At 67.6% G+C, this 19,017-nt stretch carries 16 protein-coding genes and 1 tRNA gene; 11 read left to right on the top strand and 6 right to left on the bottom strand.

All coding sequences use genetic code 11. From position 1 onward, the window contains the following. The first annotated feature begins 117 nt into the window (after positions 1–117). Entirely contained in the window at positions 118–771 is a 654-nt protein-coding gene (locus BDD16_RS00645) for a dienelactone hydrolase family protein (protein WP_179632092.1), read from the top strand. A 62-nt stretch (positions 772–833) separates the two neighbouring features. Here the strand turns inward: BDD16_RS00645 and BDD16_RS00640 are convergent, their stop codons facing one another. Continuing rightward, positions 834–1,091 carry a cold-shock protein gene (locus tag BDD16_RS00640; protein WP_179632090.1) on the bottom strand — a complete coding sequence of 86 codons (258 nt, stop codon included), beginning with the start codon at positions 1,089–1,091 and terminating at the stop codon, positions 834–836. Between the two features lie 209 nt (positions 1,092–1,300). Between BDD16_RS00640 and clpS the strand changes: the two genes are divergently transcribed. Further along, positions 1,301–1,648, top strand: a complete 348-nt coding sequence (clpS, locus tag BDD16_RS00635) for an ATP-dependent Clp protease adapter ClpS (RefSeq protein WP_179632088.1) — start codon at positions 1,301–1,303, stop codon at positions 1,646–1,648. Beyond that, positions 1,645–3,957, top strand: a complete 2,313-nt coding sequence (gene clpA, locus BDD16_RS00630; RefSeq protein ID WP_179632086.1) for an ATP-dependent Clp protease ATP-binding subunit ClpA — start codon at positions 1,645–1,647, stop codon at positions 3,955–3,957. Before clpS ends, clpA begins: the two co-directional genes overlap by 4 nt. 49 nt (positions 3,958–4,006) lie before the next feature. Here the strand turns inward: clpA and BDD16_RS00625 are convergent, their stop codons facing one another. The 5 genes from BDD16_RS00625 to BDD16_RS00605 are packed head-to-tail and all read right to left on the bottom strand — an operon-like array spanning position 4,007 to position 8,451. Continuing rightward, positions 4,007–4,804 (bottom strand): M90 family metallopeptidase, encoded by a 798-nt coding sequence (locus BDD16_RS00625; protein WP_179632084.1) that lies wholly within the window; start codon positions 4,802–4,804, stop codon positions 4,007–4,009. Next, positions 4,798–5,571: a UDP-2,3-diacylglucosamine diphosphatase gene (locus BDD16_RS00620; protein ID WP_310732758.1), complete on the bottom strand. Its 774-nt coding sequence runs from the start codon at positions 5,569–5,571 to the stop codon at positions 4,798–4,800. The genes BDD16_RS00625 and BDD16_RS00620 overlap by 7 nt, the downstream gene beginning before the upstream one ends. 8 nt (positions 5,572–5,579) lie before the next feature. Further along, on the bottom strand, positions 5,580–6,086 hold the full coding sequence (locus BDD16_RS00615; RefSeq protein WP_179632080.1) for a peptidylprolyl isomerase: 507 nt from the start codon (positions 6,084–6,086) through the stop codon (positions 5,580–5,582). 2 nt (positions 6,087–6,088) lie between these two features. After that, a complete protein-coding gene (locus BDD16_RS00610; RefSeq protein WP_179632078.1) occupies positions 6,089–6,658 on the bottom strand; it encodes a peptidylprolyl isomerase in 570 nt (189 codons plus the stop codon). Then, a complete protein-coding gene (locus BDD16_RS00605; protein ID WP_179632076.1) occupies positions 6,655–8,451 on the bottom strand; it encodes a L,D-transpeptidase family protein in 1,797 nt (598 codons plus the stop codon). Before BDD16_RS00605 ends, BDD16_RS00610 begins: the two co-directional genes overlap by 4 nt. Before the next feature lie 129 nt (positions 8,452–8,580). Here BDD16_RS00605 and cysS point away from each other — a divergent pair, with 129 nt between their 5' ends. The 8 genes from cysS to BDD16_RS00565 all read left to right on the top strand — a co-directional run bounded on the left by cysS (position 8,581) and on the right by BDD16_RS00565 (position 18,987). Continuing rightward, on the top strand, positions 8,581–9,969 hold the full coding sequence (gene cysS / locus BDD16_RS00600; RefSeq protein ID WP_179632074.1) for a cysteine--tRNA ligase: 1,389 nt from the start codon (positions 8,581–8,583) through the stop codon (positions 9,967–9,969). Positions 9,970–9,998: 29 nt separating this feature from the next. Next, positions 9,999–10,670 (top strand): DNA-3-methyladenine glycosylase family protein, encoded by a 672-nt coding sequence (locus BDD16_RS00595; RefSeq protein ID WP_179632072.1) that lies wholly within the window; start codon positions 9,999–10,001, stop codon positions 10,668–10,670. A 32-nt stretch (positions 10,671–10,702) separates the two neighbouring features. Further along, positions 10,703–11,671, top strand: coding sequence for an acetyl-CoA carboxylase carboxyltransferase subunit alpha (locus BDD16_RS00590; RefSeq protein WP_179632070.1), 969 nt, complete (start codon positions 10,703–10,705; stop codon positions 11,669–11,671). A 7-nt stretch (positions 11,672–11,678) separates the two neighbouring features. Continuing rightward, complete coding sequence (tilS, locus tag BDD16_RS00585; protein ID WP_310732757.1) at positions 11,679–13,031, top strand: tRNA lysidine(34) synthetase TilS; 1,353 nt, start codon at positions 11,679–11,681, stop codon at positions 13,029–13,031. A 39-nt stretch (positions 13,032–13,070) separates the two neighbouring features. Then, entirely contained in the window at positions 13,071–14,339 is a 1,269-nt protein-coding gene (locus tag BDD16_RS00580) for an aspartate kinase (RefSeq protein ID WP_179632068.1), read from the top strand. Positions 14,340–14,524: 185 nt separating this feature from the next. Further along, a complete protein-coding gene (locus BDD16_RS00575) occupies positions 14,525–17,791 on the top strand; it encodes a caspase family protein (RefSeq protein WP_179632066.1) in 3,267 nt (1,088 codons plus the stop codon). Between the two features lie 89 nt (positions 17,792–17,880). Next, positions 17,881–17,971 (top strand) — tRNA-Ser (locus BDD16_RS00570). Positions 17,972–18,096: 125 nt separating this feature from the next. Then, positions 18,097–18,987, top strand: a complete 891-nt coding sequence (locus tag BDD16_RS00565) for a dienelactone hydrolase family protein (RefSeq protein ID WP_179632064.1) — start codon at positions 18,097–18,099, stop codon at positions 18,985–18,987. The last annotated feature ends 30 nt before the right edge of the window (positions 18,988–19,017 follow it).

Here is a 19,017-nt window from a genome sequence, read left to right as displayed (position 1 = left end):
CATGCTGCCGCGGTGGCTGCGGGCCCGGCTTGCGTGCACTCAATCGGAGACAGCTTGCGTACGCGCAACCCGCCCGGAAGACCGCATGGCGATGCTGCAGGCGTTACAGCAAAGTGAATGGCCATGACGCCGCTTGCAGTGGAGATCGGTGCCCGGCATCTGCCCGGGGATCTGGCGCTGGTGACCGATGCGGTGGGCATCGTGCTGTTTGCCCATGGCAGCGGCAGCAGCCGCCACAGTCCGCGCAACCGGTTCGTCGCGGAGTGCCTGCAGCGCCGCGGGCTGGCCACGCTCCTGTTCGATCTGCTGGACCCACGCGAGGCGGTCGATCGATCCCGGGTGTTCGACATCGACCTGCTGGCCGGGCGGGTCGCCGATGCGGTGGCCTGGACACGCTGCCGTGGGGATGTGGGGCATCTGGACATCGGACTGTTCGGTGCGAGCACAGGCGCTGCGGCCGCGCTGCGTGTGGCTGCTGCGCAACCGGAGGCGGTGGCTGCGGTGGTCTCGCGGGGTGGCCGCCCCGACCTGGCGGGCGACGCGCTTGCGCAGATCAGGTCGCCGACGCTGCTGATCGTCGGCAGCGAGGACACGCTCCTGATCGAGCCGCACCGCGAAGCACTGCGGCGACTGCGTGGCGAAAAGCGTCTGGAGGTCGTGGCGGGAGCGTCCCACCTGTTCGAGGAGCCGGGTGCGCTGGAGGCGGTGGCCCGTCTGGCCGGTGACTGGTTTGCCGGGCATCTGGGCGTCGGTCCCCGGGCGCAGCGGTAGCGAACGTCGTTCAGCAAAAAGCCCGCTTTCGCGGGCTGCTGTTCGGTGCGGGTCTGCGGGTGTCAGGCGTCGGCGCTGTCGGCTTGAGCCAGGGGTGCCGTCCGTGGTGGCGTGGGCTGCACGGCGCAGATGTTCTGTGCGAGCTTGCCCTTGGGGCCGTCGACCAGTTCGTAGCTCACCTGCGAGCCTTGCTTGAGCGTGCGGAATCCCTCCATCTGGATGGCCGAGAAATGCGCGAACACATCCTCTCCACCCCCGTCCGGTTCGATGAAGCCGAAACCTTTCACATCATTGAACCATTTCACCATGCCAATAGCCATCGTTTTGTTCTCCAGTTTCCCAACGAAAATCCCAATAATTTTGTCAAGATTCTGGGGATCGTGAGAAAAGCTGTCAAGAATCAGAAGACGATGTCACGGTCATTGTCGTGACGCTGTTGGGGGAGTGCGTGGCAACTTGGAACCCTGGCGACCCACTTCGTCTTGCCCCGGGCCACGCGGGGAATCCGAGCGACCGATAGAATGCATCCATGGCCAGCAATACGCCGGAAATACCGAAATCCCCCAACCCGCCTGCCGACGGGCAGGGTGCCGCCGTCGAAGAGCGGCAGCAACAGCGGGTTGAACCACCACGTGCCTATCAAGTCGTGATGCTCAACGACGATTACACACCGATGGAGTTCGTGGTCATGGTGCTGCAAGAGCACTTCCATCACGGCATCGACGCCGCCACCTTGATCATGCTGAAGATCCATCATGAGGGCAGGGCGGTCTGCGGGGTGTATACCCGGGATGTCGCAGCGACAAAGGTCGAACTGGTTCTGGCAGCGGCACGACGAGCGGCACACCCGCTCCAGTGCATTATGGAGGTCGCATGATTGCGCAAGAGTTGGAAGTCAGTCTGCACATGGCGTTTGTCGAGGCGCGCCAGCAGCGGCACGAGTTCATCACGGTCGAGCACCTGCTGCTGGCCCTGCTGGACAACCCTTCGGCGTCCGAAGTCCTGCGCGCCTGTGCAGCCAACCTCGAAGATCTGCGCAAGAGCCTGACGCAGTTCATCAAGGAGAACACGCCCACGGTGGGCGGCTCCGACGAGGTGGACACGCAGCCCACGCTCGGGTTCCAGCGCGTGATCCAGCGGGCGATCATGCATGTGCAGTCCACCGGCAACGGCAAGAAGGAAGTCACCGGCGCCAACGTGCTGGTGGCGATCTTCGGCGAGAAGGACTCGCACGCGGTCTACTACCTGCACCAGCAGGGCGTGACCCGTCTGGACGTGGTGAACTTCATCGCGCACGGCATCCGCAAGTCCGATCCGCCCGAGCCGACCAAGGCGCCGGGCGAGTCCGGCCCTTCGGCATCCGACGGTGAAAAGGACGAGGGCGACGGGGGCAAGGGCTCGCCGCTGGAGCAGTACACCCAGAACCTGAACCAGGCGGCCCGTGACGGCCGCATCGATCCGCTGATCGGCCGCGAGCACGAGGTCGAGCGCGTCATCCAGATCCTGTGCCGCCGGCGCAAGAACAACCCGCTGCTGGTCGGCGAGGCCGGCGTGGGCAAGACGGCGATCGCCGAAGGTCTGGCCTGGCGCATCACGCAAGGCGAAGTGCCGGACGTGCTGGCCGAATCGACCGTCTACTCGCTCGACATGGGCGCGCTGCTGGCCGGCACCAAGTACCGTGGCGACTTCGAGCAGCGCCTGAAGGGCGTGCTCAAGCAGCTCAAGGAACACCCGCACGCGGTGCTGTTCATCGACGAGATCCACACGCTGATCGGTGCCGGCGCAGCGTCGGGCGGCACGCTGGACGCCAGCAACCTGCTCAAGCCGGCGCTGAGTTCCGGCCAGATCAAGTGCATCGGTGCCACGACGTTCACCGAGTACCGCGGCATCTTCGAGAAGGATGCTGCGCTGTCCCGCCGCTTCCAGAAGGTGGACGTGGCCGAGCCGACCGTCGAGCAGACGGTGGAGATCCTCAAGGGCCTGAAGTCGCGCTTCGAGGAGCACCATGGCGTCAAGTACGACGTGGGCGCGCTGCAGGCCGCGGCCGAGCTGTCCGCCAAGTACATCAACGACCGCCACCTGCCCGACAAGGCGATCGACGTGATCGACGAGGTCGGTGCGGCGCAGCGCATCCTGCCCAAGAACAAGCAGAAGAAGCGCATCACCCGCAGCGAGGTCGAGGACATCGTCGCCAAGATCGCGCGCATCCCGCCCGCCAGCGTCACCAGCGACGACCGCAGCAAGCTCAAGACGCTCGACCGTGACCTGAAGAGCGTCGTGTTCGGCCAGGATGCCGCGATCGACGCGCTGGCCGGCGCGATCAAGATGGCGCGCTCGGGTCTGGGCAAGCCGGACAAGCCGATCGGTGCCTTCCTGTTCAGCGGCCCGACCGGTGTCGGCAAGACCGAGGTGGCCAAGCAGATGGCCTACATCCTCGGCATCGACCTGCTGCGCTTCGACATGTCCGAGTACATGGAGCGCCACGCTGTCAGCCGCCTGATCGGTGCGCCTCCGGGCTATGTCGGCTTCGACCAGGGTGGTCTGCTCACCGAGGCCGTCACGAAGAAGCCGCACTGCGTGCTGCTGCTGGATGAAATCGAGAAGGCCCACCCGGACGTCTTCAACGTGCTGCTGCAGGTCATGGACCACGGCACGCTGACCGACAACAACGGCCGCAAGGCCGACTTCCGCAACGTCATCATCATCATGACGACGAATGCGGGCGCCGAGACCATGCAGAAGGCCACCATCGGCTTCACCAACGCCCGCGAGACCGGCGACGAGATGGGCGACCTGAAGCGCATGTTCACGCCGGAGTTCCGCAACCGGCTGGACTCGATCGTCAGCTTCCGGGCGCTGGACGAGGACATCATCCTGCGCGTGGTCGACAAGTTCCTGCTCCAGCTCGAAGGCCAGCTCAACGAGAAGAAGGTCGAGGTCACCTTCACCGACGCGCTGCGCAAGCACCTGGGCAAGAAGGGCTTCGATCCGCTGATGGGTGCGCGCCCGATGCAGCGCCTGATCCAGGACACGATCCGCCGTGCGCTGGCCGACGAGCTGCTGTTCGGCAGCCTGACGGACGGTGGTCGTCTGACGGTCGATGTGAACGAAGCCGGCGAAGTGCAGCTCGACATCGAGCCGCGCAACAAGAGCGACAAACCGAAGGCGGAGCCGGCAACGGCGTGATGACCGAAAGGGCCTGCGGGCCCTTTTTTCATGGGCCGACCCATGCCGCTCAGCGCTGGAAGCGGACCGGATCCTGTCCGAAGTAGGCCCGCAGCAGCGCGTAGACCTCCGGGAATTCGGCCTGCAGCCCTTCCGGCGCCACGAAGAAGGCCTCGGCCGTGACGGGAAAGAATTCCTCCGGGCCCTGCGCGGCGTAGGGGTCCAGCCACGTCGGCAACGCGGCGTCCACCTCGGCGGTGTGCTGGGCCAGCGCACGGGCCATCACGTCCTGCCACTGCGTCAGCATCGTCCGGTCCGGCAGGGTGGGTACGCCATCAACCCCGCCGTTGCGCATGTCCAGCACGTGGACGAACTCGTGGATGACGACGTTGTAGCCATCCTCGGTCCGGTCCGGCGCGCCGGCCATCTGCACGTCCTGCCATGACAGCATGACCGGGCCACCCTCCATCGCCTCGCCGGCCAGCACTTCGTCGCCGCTGTGCACCACGCCAGCCTCGTCGCTCCATTGGCGCTGCACGACGACTTCCTGCGGGTGCAGCACGATGCCGACGAAACCGTCGTACAGCGACAGCCCGCCCGGCAGGTGCAGCACCGGCACGCAGGCCTGTGCCGCCACGGCGACGGCCATCGCGTCGGTGAGTTCCAGATCCCCGGCGGTGCTGAACTCCTTCTCGCTCAGGAACAAGGTCGCCAGTTCGCGCAGGTGCAGCAGGTCCGGAAGCGGGCGCCGTTTCAGGAAGGGATAGGCATGCAAGGTCTCCAGCCACAGATCATCGGGAATCGCCCGGGTGTTCAGCACCCGCTGCGTGCGACGTGCGTGCCAAGCGTCGAACCAGCGTTTCAGCATGGCAGCGGCCGGCGCTGCACACCCTCTGCGGAGAGGCGCAGGACCTCTGCGCGCGGCGCAGCAGGATCGTGGTCCAGATCCCAGTCGGTCAGCACATGCCGGACCAGCCCGTCGCCCAGCACTTCGTCGCCAGGGCGGTGGGTGTGGCCGTGGACCAGCGTTGTTGCCTGGTGCTGGTGCAGCAGGGCGTGCATGGCGCCGGGGTCCAGATCAGGATAGGCGGCCATGCCCAGCGTGCGCTTGCGGTGTTCGCTGCTGTCGCGCAGGCCGCGGGCGAACGCACGGCGGCGGTCCAGTGGCTGGGCAAGGAATTGCTGTTGCCAGGCCGGATCACGGGCCTGGAGGCGAAAGCGCTGGTAGTCCACGTCGGCGAGGCACTGCGCGTCACCGTGGACCAGCACGGTGCGGCGCCCGAAGGCCTCCAGCACGCAGACCTCGTCCAGCACCTGCCAGCCGGCCATCGCGGCAGCGCGCGGGCCGAGCAGGAAATCGCGGTTGCCGACCAGCATCGCCACCGTGCGGTGGCGGGCGCAGTCGGCGAACTGGCGCAGCACGCGGGCCTCGAAGCTGCCCGCGTCGTCCAGCACATCGTCACCGACCCAGACCTCGAACAGGTCGCCGAGCACCAAGACGGCGTCGGCGTCGGTGTGGTGCAGGTAGTCGGCCAGCGCCGCGGCGGTGCGCGGCGTGGCCGGGCTGAGGTGCAGGTCGGAGATGCACTCCACGCAGCGCCACTGCGGCGCAGCCCGGAGCACACGGACCGGCACCGTCAGGCTCACTCCACGACCACGGCGCGGGTGATGACCACGTCCTCGACCGGCACGTCGTCGTGGAAACCACGCTTGCCGGTGCGGACCTTCTCGATCTGGTCGACCACGGCGGTGCCATCGACCACGCGGCCGAACACGGCGTAGCCCCAGCCGGAGGCGTTCTCGGCGGTGAAGTTCAGGAAGTCGTTCTTCGCGACGTTGATGAAGAACTGCGACGTGGCCGAGTGCGGCGCGTTGGTGCGCGCCATGGCCAGCGTGTACTTCTCGTTCTTCAGGCCGTTGTTGGCCTCGTTCTTGATCTCGGCTTGCGTGGGCTTCTGCTTCAGGCCGGCTTCCATGCCGCCACCCTGGACCATGAAGCCCTTGATGACGCGGTGGAAGACGGTGCCGTCGTAGTGGCCGCTCTTGACGTAGCTGAGGAAGTTGGCGGCCGACAGGGGCGCCTTCTCGGCATCGAGCTCGATGCGGATGGTGCCGAGGGTGGTCTGCAGATCGACTTGGGGGGCTGCCATGGTTATTTCTCCAGAGAGGCTTTCTTGATGAGGACCGGCTCGACGGGCACGTTCTGGTGACGTCCGGCGTTGCCGGTCGGCACGCCGCGGATCTTGTCCACGACCTCCATGCCTTCGATCACGCGCCCGAACACCGCATAGCCGTTGCCGTCCTGCGAGTTGGGCTGGTCGAGGAAGGGATTGTCCTTCACGTTGATGAAGAACTGCGAGGTGGCCGAATCCGGCACCATCGTGCGGGCCATCGCCAGCGTGCCGCGGGTGTTGCTCAGGCCATTGCGGCTTTCCAGCGGAATTGGGGCGCGCACCGGCTTTTCCTTCATCGCCGGGTCCATGCCGCCGCCCTGGACCATGAAGTTGCTGATCACGCGGTGGAACACGGTGCCGTCGTAGTGGCCGGCCTTGACGTACTCGATGAAGTTGGCCACCGACTTCGGGGCCTTGGCGGCATCCAGGTCGACGACGATGTCGCCCATCGAGGTGACCAGCCGCACCTTCTCGGCGCTGGCGCCCCCGCTGAGGGCCAGACCGAGGGCCAGGGCCGCCGCAGCGCGCACGAGCTGAGATGAACTCATTCCAACACTCCTTCTGAAAAGATCTTCCATTGTCCACGCTCCCGGGCCCAGTACTGGCGGCGCAGCGGTCCGTGGACGCTGCCCCGCAGCACTTCGCGGAAGGTGATGAACAGGGCGTCGCCACCACGCTGGGCGTCGAGCACCATCAGGTCGGTCAGCTGGCGCTCCTTCGCGCCGTGTTCGGCGGCGTCTTTCGCGAGTTGCCTGCGCCATTCCGCCAGGCCTTGCACGCCGTTGTCGAAGGCGCGGTCATACAGCGCCAGCAGCCGCTCCGGATCCGGCTGCATGCGGGCCATCCGCCAGGACTCGACCAGCGCGATGGCCGCGGAGCGGCGCTCAGCCAGCACCTTGGGGCTGACCCATTCCAGGTGCTCGGCGATGACGACCGGCGTGCGGCGTGGCACGAGGTCGCGCAGCAGCCGTTCCATGTCGGGGTTGGACAGCACGATGCAGCCGTTGCTGGAGAAGGGCGCGTCGGCGTGCCGCTCGGCGCGGGTGCCGTGCAGCCAGATGTTGGCGCCGGTGCGGCGCAGGCGCCGGTCGTGTTCGTTCGGATAGCTCAGCGGCAGGGCGCCCGCACCGTAGAAGTCGCCGACCTGCCGGCTGTCGAGCTTGCCGGTGATGTCGTAGACACCCAGCGGCGTGCGCAGGTCGCCCTCGTCCTGCTTGCCCACGCCGAGGCGGCCGATGGCGGCGTAGAGGCTGGCGGTCGGCACGAGCTGCCCGGCACGGTGCTCCAGCACGAACAGCCGCGAGCGCAGCCCGTCGACCACCACCACCTGACGCACCGAGGTCGGCAGCAGCAGCAGTTCGCGGGGCACGGTGCCGGGCGGCGGTGGCTGTTGCCAGGCGCCGAGGCGCTGGCGCGCTTCCAGCTGCAGCGGGGCGATCTGGCGCTCCTGACCGCCGGGGACCTGCGTGGTGCCGCGTCCGAAGCCGCGCAGCACGCCGCTGTGGGCCAGCAGCAGGTCGCCGTAGACGAGTTGCGCCAGCGTGAAGCGCGGCTGGTCCCGCACCAGCGATTCGGCCGCTTCCAGCGCGCGCGCCAGGTGTCCTTGCCCGATGAGCCGGTAGACCTGGATCAGGCGTTCTTCCGGAACAGCCCGCTCGTGCTCCGGAACGGCCTGCGTGACGGGGGGTGACGTCGTGGCCGCGGGCGGATCGACCGGTGTCTCGACCGGCGGACGTCTGTTCAGCGCCCAGGCGGTGGCACCCAGGGCCAGCAGGGCCAGCGAGGCCAGCAGCGGTCGCAGCCAGGCCGAGGCATCGGCTTTCGGCGCAGCGATCCATGCGGGTGCGGCGGAGGCCGGCACGGACGCCACGGGCGGGAGCACAGCCGGTGCTGGAGCAGGTGCTGGTGTTGGTGCGGGGCTCCACTGGAGGCCGGTGTCTGCGCTTGGTGGTGTCTCGCCGGACTGGAGTGCGGCGGCATAGGCGTGGCGTGCCATGTTGAGTTGGAGTTGCACCAGGTTGTCGTGTGCCAGCGCATGGGGGCTGCTGGTGCGCAGGGCCTCGTCGAAGCGCTGGCGTGCCTCGGTCAGGCGTCCCAGCCGGGCCAGGGCCACCCCCAGGTCGATCAATGCCTGCGGCTGGCCGGGCTGGCGCTGCACGCGCTCCTCGAAGAGGGGCAGCGCCTGTGCATCCTGCTGCTGCGCGACCATCGCCATCGCCTGCTCGCGCAGGGCATCAGGGGTTGGCGCTGCAGGCTCGCCGGCCCCGGCCGATGGCATCAGGCCTGCGGTCAGCAAGGCCGCCAGCAGCCAGCGGGTGCGGTGCACCTGGAATTTCATCATGGCCGGATTGTGCATATATTGAACAAGTGCCGGCCCTCGGGACTCGGTCGAACCAGCCGCAACCGTGCTGGTACCGGGGCTATACTGCCCCGCCGTACCTGAGCTTCCGCGCCCCAAGCGACCCGATCGATGACCCTGCGTATCCACAACAGCCTCACGCGTTCGCTCGAAGACTTCCAGTCCATCGACCCCGGCCACGTGCGCATGTACGTGTGCGGTATGACCATCTATGACTTCTGCCACATCGGCCATGCCCGCATGATGATGGCGTTCGATGTCGTGCAGCGCTGGCTGCGCGCGAGCGGCTGGCAGGTCACCTATGTGCGCAACATCACGGACATCGACGACAAGATCATCCGCCGCGCGGTCGAGCGCGGCATCACCATCCGCCAGCTCACCGACGAGATGACGGCCGCCATGCACGCCGACATCGGTGCGCTGGGCATCGAGCGCCCGACCCACGAGCCGCGCGCCACCGAGTACGTGCCGCAGATGCTGTCGATGATCGGTCTGCTGCAGGAGAAGGGCCTGGCCTACCAGGCCGGCAATGGCGACGTGAACTACGCGGTGCGCCGCTTCCCCGGCTACGGCAAGCTCTCTGGCAAGTCGCTCGACGACCTGCGCGCGGGCGAGCGCGTTGCCGTGGCCGATGGCAAGGACGATCCGCTCGACTTCGTGCTCTGGAAATCCGCCAAGCCTGAAGAGCCGGCGGACGCCAAGTACCCCTCGGCCTACGGTCCAGGCCGTCCCGGCTGGCACATCGAGTGCTCGGCGATGAGCTGCGCGCTGCTCGGCGAGACCTTCGACATCCACGGCGGCGGGCTGGATCTGCAGTTCCCGCACCACGAGAACGAGATCGCCCAGAGCGAAGGCGCCACCGGCAAGCCCTTCGTGCGGACATGGATGCACAACGGCTTCCTGAACGTCGACAACGAGAAGATGTCCAAGTCGCTGGGCAACTTCTTCACCATCCGCGACGTGCTGAAGTCCTACGACGGCGAGACGCTGCGCTTCTTCATGCTGCGCGTGCATTACCGCAGCCCGTTCAACTTCAGCGACGCCGGTCTCGACGACGCCCGCAGCGCGCTGCGCCGGCTCTACACCGCGCTGGACGCCGTGGCCCCCGACACGGCCCCGGCCGAGATCGACTGGACCCACCCCGCCGCCGCCCGGTTCAAGGCCGCGATGGACGACGACTTCAACACGCCGATCGCCGTGTCGGTGCTGTTCGATCTGGCCGGCGAGGTCAACCGCAGCCGCTCGGCCGAGACCGCCGCGCTGCTGTGGCGCCTGGGCGGTGTGCTGGGGGTGCTGCAGCAGCCGCCACGGCAGTTCCTGCAGGCCGGTGTCGGCACGGCCGCGGTTGACGAGACCCACATCCAGGCGCAGATCGCGGCCCGCGCCGCAGCCAAGGCGGCGCGCAATTTCGCCGAGGCGGACCGCATCCGTGCCGAACTGGCCGCGCAGGGCATCGTCCTCAAGGACAGTGCCCAGGGCACGACGTGGGTCCAGGCCTGACGTCCGCCATCGCCACCGAGTCTCCCTCCATGAGCAAAACTCCTGTGGACGAGGGCGGTGAGCCGCTGCTGGTCACGCCGCCCTACTGGGATGACGCCTGCGGTCACCTGTCGCGGCGCGATCGGGTGATGAACAAGCTCGTCGAGCGCTTCGGGGCCGTGCGGCTGCAGAGCCGTGGCGACGCCTTCACCACGCTGGCCCGCTCGATCGTCGGCCAGCAGATCTCGGTCAAGGCGGCGCAGTCGGTCTGGACGCGGTTCGTGGCACTCGGTGTCGGCTCGCGCTACCTGATCACGCCAGCGGCCGTGCTGGTGCTGCCGGAGCCGGTGCTGCGCAGCGCGGGTCTGTCGGCGCGCAAGGTCGAGTACCTGTGCGATCTGGCGCGCCATTTTGCCGAGGGCGGGCTGCAGCAGATCCAGTGGGATGCCATGGGTGACGAAGCCATCATCGACGAGCTGGTGGCGATCCGCGGCGTGGGCCGCTGGACGGCCGAGATGTTCCTGATCTTCTACCTGATGCGCCCGAATGTGTTGCCTCTGGACGATGTCGGCCTGATCAAGGGCATCAGCCTGAACTATTTCAGCGGCGAGCCAGTCTCACGCGCCGAGGCCCGCGAAGTGGCCGATGCGTGGGCGCCGTACCGGTCGGTGGCGACCTGGTATGTCTGGAGAAGTCTCGACCCGTTGCCCGTCACGTACTAAACTTAAGTACTGACCCAGAAGGATCAATGCATATGAGCAAGAAACATTTCCTCGAATTCGAGCAGCCGATCGCCGAACTCGAAACCAAGATCGAGGAACTGCGCTACGTGCAAAACGAGTCGGCCGTCGACATCTCCGAAGAGATCGACCGCCTGTCCAAGAAGAGCCAGCAGCTCGCCAAGGACATCTACTCCAGCCTGTCGCCGTGGCAGGTCACGCAGATCGCGCGCCATGCCCAGCGTCCCTACACGCTGGATTACGTCAACGAGATCTTCACCGAGTTCCAGGAACTGCACGGCGACCGCTCGTTCGCCGACGACCAGTCCATCGTCGGTGGTCTGGCACGCTTCAACGGCCGCGCCTGCATGGTGCTGGGCCACCAGAAGGGCCGCGACACCAAGGAGCGCGCTGCCCGCAACTTCGGCATGGCCCGCCCCGAGGGCTACCGCAAGGCCCTGCGCCTGATGAAGGTCGCCGAGAAGTTCGGTCTGCCGGTGTTCACCTTCGTCGACACGCCCGGTGCCTACCCCGGCATCGGTGCCGAGGAGCGCGGCCAGTCCGAAGCGATCGGCCGCAACATCTTCGAGATGGCGCAGCTCGAAGTGCCCATCATCACCACCATCATCGGTGAAGGCGGCTCCGGCGGCGCGCTCGCCATCAGCGTGGCCGACCAGGTGCTGATGCTGCAGTTCTCGGTCTATTCGGTCATCTCGCCGGAAGGCTGTGCCTCGATCCTGTGGAAGACGGCCGAGCGTGCCAGCGACGCCGCCGACGCGCTGGGCATCACGGCGCACCGCCTGAAGGCGCTCGGCCTGGTCGACAAGATCGTCAACGAGCCGGTCGGGGGCGCGCACCGCGACCACAAGCAGATGGCCGCCTATCTGAAGCGTGCGCTCAACGACGCGCTGCGCCAGGTCGTCGATCTGCCGACCAAGGAACTGCTGGACCACCGCTACAACCGCCTGCGCAGCTACGGCCGGTACACCGACACCAAGGCCTGATCTGTCCGTGACGCCCCGCCCGCTGGCTGTGGCCTGCAGCGGCGGGCGCGACTCGATTGCCCTGCTGCATGCGACCTGGCGTGCAGCGCGGGCGCTGGCCGATGCCACCGGCCAGCTCCATCCGATCCACGCCTTCCATGTCCACCACGGACTGAGCCGCCACGCCGACGACTGGCTGGCGCATTGCGCCGAGCAATGTGTGCAGTGGCGAGCGCAGGGCGCTGATCTTCAATTCCATGCGCGCCATCTGGATCTGTTGCCGAGCCCCGGCGGCAGCATCGAGGCGCTGGCGCGCAGCGGGCGCTACGCCGCGCTGGCGGACATGGCCCGGGCGACGGGCTGCGACACCGTGCTGCTCGCCCACCACCGGGAAGACCAGGCGGAGACTTTCCTGCTGCAGGCCCTGCGCGGCGCCGGCGCGGCAGGACTGGCGTCGATGCCGGCATCCATCTGGCGTGAGGGCATCTGCTGGCGGCGCCCGTGGCTGCAGCATCCGCGGGCGGCCATCGAAGCCTACGTGGCGCAGCACGGCCTGCGGCACATCGAGGACGACAGCAACACCGATTCCCGCTACGCCCGCAACCGCCTGCGCCTGCACCTGTGGCCGGCACTGACACAGGCCTTCCCGCAGGCGCCCCAGGTGCTGGGCGACGCCGCCCGCCATGCGCAGGATGCGGCCGAGTGTCTGCAGGCGCTGGCCGAGATCGACCTGGGTGCAGTGGCGGCCGAGGACGGCCTGGACGCGGCGGCAGCCGTGGCGCTGGGCGGCGCGCGGCTGCGCAACCTGCTGCACCTGTGGCTGCAGCGCACGGTGGGTGAGCCACCACGGGCGAGCTGGCTGGACCGCCTGTCGCGGGAACTGCCGACCTGCACCGACGCCCGCTGGCCGATGGCCGGAATGGGTGAACTGCGCCTGTGGCGCGGCGTGCTCCGCTGGATTCCCGGCATGCCGGTGCTGCCGGCAGCCGAACGGGTGGCCCCGGTGGCCTTGCCGGATCTGCGCGCCGAGCGGTGCTTTCCGCTGCCGACCTTTGGCGGCGTGCTGCACATCGAGCCGGTCGCGCAGGGCGGTGTCGCGCTCGATGGTCTGGCGACGTTGACGGCACGACCGCGGTCGGGCGGCGAGCAGTTCCAGCGTGCCGCCGGCACGCCGCCCCGGGCGCTGAAGAAGCAGTACCAGCTGGCTGGCGTGCCGGCGCAAGGGCGTGGCGGGCCGCTGCTGTTCTGCGGCGAACAGCTCGTGTTCGTCCCGGGACTCGGCATGGATGCGCGCGTGGTGGCGCCCGATGGGCGGCCCCAGGTCGCGCTGCACTGGCATGCGCACCACACTGGGCATTCCACCACGCAGGGAACCGGCTAAAATCGTGAGCTTTTCGACTCCCCAGCGAGCCACAACCCCATGGCTTTGATCGTTCACAAGTATGGCGGCACGTCGATGGGCTCGCCCGAGCGCATCCGCAACGTTGCCAAGCGCGTGGCCAAGTGGGCCCGCGCCGGCCACCAGTTGGTGGTCGTGCCCTCCGCCATGAGCGGCGAGACCAACCGCCTGCTCGGCCTGGCCCGCGAAGTGTCCCCGTCGGTCCAGACGGCGGCCGTCACCCGCGAACTCGACATGATCGCCTGCACTGGCGAGCAGGTGTCGGTCGGTCTGCTGTCCCTGGCCCTGCAGGCCGAGGGCATGGACGCCGTCAGCTACTCCGGCTGGCAGGTGCCCATCCGCACCGACTCGGCCTACACCAAGGCGCGCATCCAGAGCATCGACGACGCCCGCGTGCGCGCCGACCTGGACGCCGGCCGCGTGGTCGTGATCACCGGCTTCCAGGGCGTCGACGAGGACATGAACATCACCACGCTCGGCCGTGGCGGTTCGGACACCTCGGCGGTGGCCGTGGCTGCGGCGATGAAGGCCGACGAGTGCCTGATCTACACCGACGTGGACGGTGTCTACACCACCGACCCGCGGGTCGTGCCGGAAGCCCGCCGCCTGGCCACCGTCTCCTTCGAGGAGATGCTGGAGATGGCCTCGCTGGGCTCCAAGATCCTGCAGATCCGCTCGGTCGAGTTTGCCGGCAAGTACCGTGTGCCGCTGCGTGTGCTGTCGAGCTTCACCCCGTGGGACATCGCCATCGAGGAAGAAGCCAAGTCGGGCACCCTGATCACTTTCGAGGAAGACGAGAAGATGGAACAAGCCGTTGTGTCGGGCATCGCGTTCAACCGCGACGAAGCCAAGCTGACCGTGTTGGGCGTGCCGGACAAGCCCGGCATCGCCTATGGCATCCTGGGCCGCGTGGCCGAGGCCAACATCGATGTGGACGTCATCATCCAGAACGTCTCGCACGACGGCAAGACCGACTTCTCGTTCACCGTCCACCGCAACGACTACCAGCGCGCGTTCGAGCTGCTGAAGTCCGAAGTGGTGCCGGCGCTGGGCGCGGCGGCCGTGGTGGGCGACACCAAGATCTGCAAGGTCTCGATCGTCGGCATCGGCATGCGCTCGCACGCCGGCGTGGCGTCGACGATGTTCCGTGCGCTCAGCGACGAGAGTATCAACATCCAGATGATCACCACCAGCGAGATCAAGACCTCGGTCGTGATCGACGAGAAGTACATGGAACTGGCCGTGCGCGCCCTGCACAAGGCCTTCGGTCTGGACGGCGAACCCGCCTGATCCTGCCGACCTGACGGACACGCCCGGTGCATCCGGGCAGCCCCTGAAAACGGAGCGCCTCACCAGCGCTCCGTTTTCGCTTTTCAGGCGCGACGCGGGCCGCGACGTCATCAGGGTTGAGGAGCCGGCGTGTTCCGGGGAGTCGATCCGGATCTAACCTTTCTGCATTTCGGCAGGAGGTCACCATGTCCAGTCAGGTCCGTGCGCTGTTGGTCGGCATCAACGCTTATCCGCCGGGCGTCGGCGCCCTGTCCGGTTGCGTGAACGATGTGGACCACTTCCGCGACTACCTTGTCCGGAACTTCGACCCATCCCGCCTCGGCATCGAAGTCCTGAAGGACGCCGACGCGACCCGCGACAACCTCATCCGCGCATTCCGCCAGCACCTGGGCAAGGTGGGGCCGGGCGACGTGGCGGTGTTCCACTATTGCGGCCACGGTGCGCGCTGGGCTTCGGCCGCGGCGTTCCATGACTTTTACCCCGATGGCAAGGACGAAGGCCTGGTCTGCGTGGACAGCCGCCGGCCGGGTGGCTACGACCTGGCGGACAAGGAACTCGCCGTCCTGATCGCCGAAGTGTCGGGGCGGGGCGCGCACGTCGCCGTCATCCTCGACTGCTGCCACTCTGGCTCCGGCACCCGAGGCGCCGATGCCTTTCGGGGCCTGCGCCCACGGGTCACCCACGAAGTCACGCGGGAGCGGCCGCTGGAGAGCTATCTCGACGGCCACTATGCCCAGCTTGCAACGTCCGGCACACCGCTCTGGATTCCCACCAGCCCGCACATCCTGCTGGCCGCCTGCGAGCGCACGCAGCTCGCGCAGGAGTCGCCCGACAACAGCGGGGTCTTCACCAGCACGCTGATCGAGGTGCTGGACAAGTCCGGCAGCGACCTGACCTACGCGGACCTGTTCGTGCGTTGCCGCGCGGCCGTGCGCAGCCGGGCGGATGACCAGGATCCGCAGTTCGAGACGGCCGGCGGCTTCAGCGCGGCGACCGGGTTCCTCGGCCGGCGTGCTTCGACGACCGGCCGCCGCTACAGCGTTTACGCCGATCAGGGACGCTGGAGGATGGACGCCGGCGCGATCCAGGGTGTGCCGACCGATCCGGACAAGCCCGTCACGCTGCGCCTCTACCCCGAGGACGACCAGGCCCGGGTCGCGGGCAGCGCTACCACGGTGCAGGTCGGGCCGCAGAAGAGCGAGATCACGCTCGGGTTCGAGAGCCCGTCCTCGGTCCGCTACCGGGCCGAAATCACCAGCCTGCCGGTGGCGCCGCTGCTGGTGGCCTTCGAAGGGAAGGTCGACCAGCGCAGCGCACTCGAGAAGGCCCTGGATGCCGATGCTTCGGTGGGTGTCGCGCTCACGGAGGTCGCCCATGCGGGGGCCTATCTGCTGCGCGAGGGAGCGGGGCAGCTGCTTCTGCTGCAGCGCGAGACGGATCTGCTCATCCAGGGTGCCGGACTGGGCGGCGGTGCCGACCAAGCTGCCCAAGCCTTGCTGCCCGCACTTCGGCAGGTGGCGCAATGGGAGCGCACGCTGGGCCTGCGCAATCCGGCCACGGCGATGGATCTGTCCAAGGTGGACCTCCACTTCGCCGAGCAACTCGCGGGCGGCAGCGAGCATGTCTGGCCCAGCAGCGACATCGTGCTGGACCTGGTGCAGTCCGGCGGAGTCTGGGAGGCATTGCGTGGCGAAATCCGGGTCCGCAACCGGACTGACCAGCCCCTGCACTTCACGCTGATGTACTTTTCCACGGCGTTCGAGATACGCATCCTGTCGAATGACCCGGTCCCTCCTGGCGAGCAATGGGTGACGCTCTGGGGGCGTGACCCCGACCAGACGTTCTTTCTGGAGGATGGCCAGAACGAATCGATCGAGCAGATCAAGCTGGTCGTCAGCACCGAGCGGATCGACGACTTCTTGCTGGGGCAGGGCGCGCTCGTTCTGGGGCACATCGAGTCGCCCACCCGAAGCATTCAGCCCGAAGCCTTGGTCCGCGGCATGGGTCGAAGCCGCCCGAAGCTGGTGCACCAGAACGAATGGTTCACCCGTGAGCTGAGGATTCGCGTCGTGCGCCGGCTTGATGCGGTGGGGCCGCAGGATCTGTCGATCGCAGGCGGTCAGATCGTCGTGAAGGCCCACCCCAAGGTGACGGCGCAGGTGAGTCTGGCGTCTGCGCAGGCCGCGTCCCGCGGCATCGGCGCTTCGTCGGATTTCTGCCAGGCCTTCGCGCGGCAGGGCCTGTCGCTGCTCAACTTTTCCACCACCCGCGGCGAGCCGCAGAACATCCTCGAACTGACGGACATCCAGCAGGGCTCCGCACTCGCGGACGAGCCGCTGGACATCGTGCTGAAGGTGCCGCTGCAGCCGGACGAGGGCCTGCTGGCGCTGGTCAGCGATGGTCGGCATGTCTTTCTCGGCGGCGATTCGGCGCAGGACGACGAGGGCTGCACCCACGTCACCGTCGATCATCTGCCGGACATCGGTGACCAGCGGCGCAGCCTGGGCGGTTCGCTCAAGCTGTATTTCTTCAAGACATGGCTGCGGCAGCGCAGCGTCAACCAGCTGCGTCGACTCGAGTTCGATCCGGACGGCACCTTCCGCTACCAGCAGGGCGACCTGGCGGAGCGGGTTGCCACGGCACGGAACATCCTGCTGCTGGTCCACGGCATCATCGGCGACACCGAGGGCATGGCCACGGGCGTGCAGGCCTGCGGGCTGGACCGGACCTTCGATCTGGTGCTGACCTACGACTACGAGAACCTCAGCACGCCGATCGCCGATACCGCGCGGCAGCTCCAGGCCGATCTGGCGGCTGTCGGTCTGCAGGCGGGGGACGGCAAGCGCCTGACCTTGCTGGTGCATTCGATGGGCGGGCTGGTGTCGCGCTGGTTCATCGAGCGCGAAGGCGGGAACCAGGTCGTGGACCACCTCGTCCTCTGCGGAACCCCCAACCACGGCTCACCCTTCGGCCAGTTCGATGGCGCACGCAAGATCCTGAGCCTGCTGACGGGGCTGTCGCTGAACTACGTGCCGGTGCTGGTGCCCTTCAGCAGCGCGGTGATGCTGCTGCTGAACCGCTCGAAGCGGGTCACGCCCACGCTGGAGCAGATGGACCCGGACTCCGACTTCATCCGCACCCTGAACGCGAGTCCCGACCCCGGCATTCCCTACACGATCCTGGCGGGTGACGTGGACGCCTACCAGGAACCCTCCGACGCCTTCTTTGCCCGCATGCTGGCCAAGGCCGGCAAGGGGCCGCTCTTCGATGCGCTGTTCGCGCACCAGCGCAATGACATCGCGGTCGCCGTCCCGAGCATTCTCGGGGTAGGGTCTGGCCGTGCGGTGGCGCCGGTGGTCCGGAACGTCGCCTGCCACCACCTGAACTACTTCGTGTCGGCGCCGGGGCAGGCGGCGCTGCGGTCGGTGCGCTGGCTGGGTGGCCCGCCATGAGCGGTGGCCGTGTGGCGTGTGCCCACTGATTGTTCGGCTGACTGGTTTACAGACAGTCCGAATTTGCGCTATAGTCTCATCTCTTCGCCGGAGACGTGACCGAGTGGCCGAAGGTGCTCCCCTGCTAAGGGAGTATGTACCAAAAGTGCATCGAGGGTTCGAATCCCTCCGTCTCCGCCAGAACGGGTAAGCCCTGAAATTGCAAGTGCATGCTTGTGGTTTCAGGGCTTTTTCCGTTGTGGCGTGGGTGTCTGGCGACGTCGGCTATTGTCCTGGTCTCAGCCTGACCTGACTGGAGTGCCGACATGGAACGCCTCACCGCCCGCGATTTCGATCCCGCTGTCCTGAAGCTGTTCGACCAGTACGTGCACGGGCAGCTCAGCCGGCGCGGCTTCCTGGACGGCGCTGCCCGCTACACCACCGTCGGCACGACCGCCGCCGGCTTGCTGGCCGCCCTCAGTCCCGCTTTCGCTGCGGCACAGCAGGTCTCGCCCACGGACGCCCGCATCCGCACCAGCCACATCGAGGTGCCGTCTCCCCTGGGCAACGGTGTCGTCAAGGGTCTGCTGGCCCAACCGGCGCAGGCCCGCGAGAAGGTGCAGGCCGTGCTGGTGGTCCACGAGAACCGTGGCTTGAACCCGCACATCGAGGATGTGGCACGCCGCTTCGCCGTCGAGGGTTTCACAGCCTTCGCCCCGGACGCCCTGGCCCCGCTCGGTGGCTACCCGGGTGACGAGGACAAGGCGCGGGATCTGTTCGCCAGGCTCGACCAGACCCGCGCCCGCGAGGACTTCGTGGCCGCCCACGCGCACTTGAAGACGCTGGCCGGCAGTGCCACGCGGGTCGGTGCGGTGGGCTTCTGCTACGGCGGCACCATCGTCAGCCATCTGGCGACCCGGCTGCCGGATCTGGCGGGTGGGGTGCCGTTCTACGGTGGAGCGCCCGCGGCGGCTGAAGTGGCGCGCATCCGTTCCCCGCTGCTGCTGCATTACGCCGGCGACGACGAGCGCATCAACGCGGGCTGGCCGGCCTACGAAGCGGCATTGAAGACGGCAGGCGTGGCCTACGAGGCGCACGTCTACCCAGGGGTGCAGCACGGCTTCCACAACGACACCACCCCGCGCTACGACGACGCTTCGGCGAAGCTGGCGTGGCAGCGCACGCTGGCGTTCTTCCGGCGCACGCTGGCGGCTTGAGTTGGCTTCAGCCTTCGCGCTGAACGAAGG

Source organism: Sphaerotilus montanus, from assembly GCF_013410775.1.
Taxonomy (GTDB): Bacteria; Pseudomonadota; Gammaproteobacteria; order Burkholderiales; family Burkholderiaceae_C; genus Sphaerotilus; species Sphaerotilus montanus.
This window is presented reverse-complemented; position numbering and strand designations above follow the sequence as displayed.

Excerpts from the sequence above, each read along its gene's own strand:
- BDD16_RS00645 (WP_179632092.1), top strand. The coding sequence starts at position 118 with ATGGCCATGACGCCGCTTGCAGTGGAGATCGGTGCCCGGCATCTGCCC.
- BDD16_RS00640 (WP_179632090.1), bottom strand. The coding sequence starts at position 1,091 with ATGGCTATTGGCATGGTGAAATGGTTCAATGATGTGAAAGGTTTCGGC.
- clpS (WP_179632088.1), top strand. The coding sequence starts at position 1,301 with ATGGCCAGCAATACGCCGGAAATACCGAAATCCCCCAACCCGCCTGCC.
- clpA (WP_179632086.1), top strand. The coding sequence starts at position 1,645 with ATGATTGCGCAAGAGTTGGAAGTCAGTCTGCACATGGCGTTTGTCGAG.
- BDD16_RS00625 (WP_179632084.1), bottom strand. The coding sequence starts at position 4,804 with ATGCTGAAACGCTGGTTCGACGCTTGGCACGCACGTCGCACGCAGCGG.
- BDD16_RS00615 (WP_179632080.1), bottom strand. The coding sequence starts at position 6,086 with ATGGCAGCCCCCCAAGTCGATCTGCAGACCACCCTCGGCACCATCCGC.
- BDD16_RS00610 (WP_179632078.1), bottom strand. The coding sequence starts at position 6,658 with ATGAGTTCATCTCAGCTCGTGCGCGCTGCGGCGGCCCTGGCCCTCGGT.
- BDD16_RS00605 (WP_179632076.1), bottom strand. The coding sequence starts at position 8,451 with ATGATGAAATTCCAGGTGCACCGCACCCGCTGGCTGCTGGCGGCCTTG.
- cysS (WP_179632074.1), top strand. The coding sequence starts at position 8,581 with ATGACCCTGCGTATCCACAACAGCCTCACGCGTTCGCTCGAAGACTTC.
- BDD16_RS00595 (WP_179632072.1), top strand. The coding sequence starts at position 9,999 with ATGAGCAAAACTCCTGTGGACGAGGGCGGTGAGCCGCTGCTGGTCACG.
- BDD16_RS00590 (WP_179632070.1), top strand. The coding sequence starts at position 10,703 with ATGAGCAAGAAACATTTCCTCGAATTCGAGCAGCCGATCGCCGAACTC.
- BDD16_RS00580 (WP_179632068.1), top strand. The coding sequence starts at position 13,071 with ATGGCTTTGATCGTTCACAAGTATGGCGGCACGTCGATGGGCTCGCCC.
- BDD16_RS00575 (WP_179632066.1), top strand. The coding sequence starts at position 14,525 with ATGTCCAGTCAGGTCCGTGCGCTGTTGGTCGGCATCAACGCTTATCCG.
- BDD16_RS00565 (WP_179632064.1), top strand. The coding sequence starts at position 18,097 with ATGGAACGCCTCACCGCCCGCGATTTCGATCCCGCTGTCCTGAAGCTG.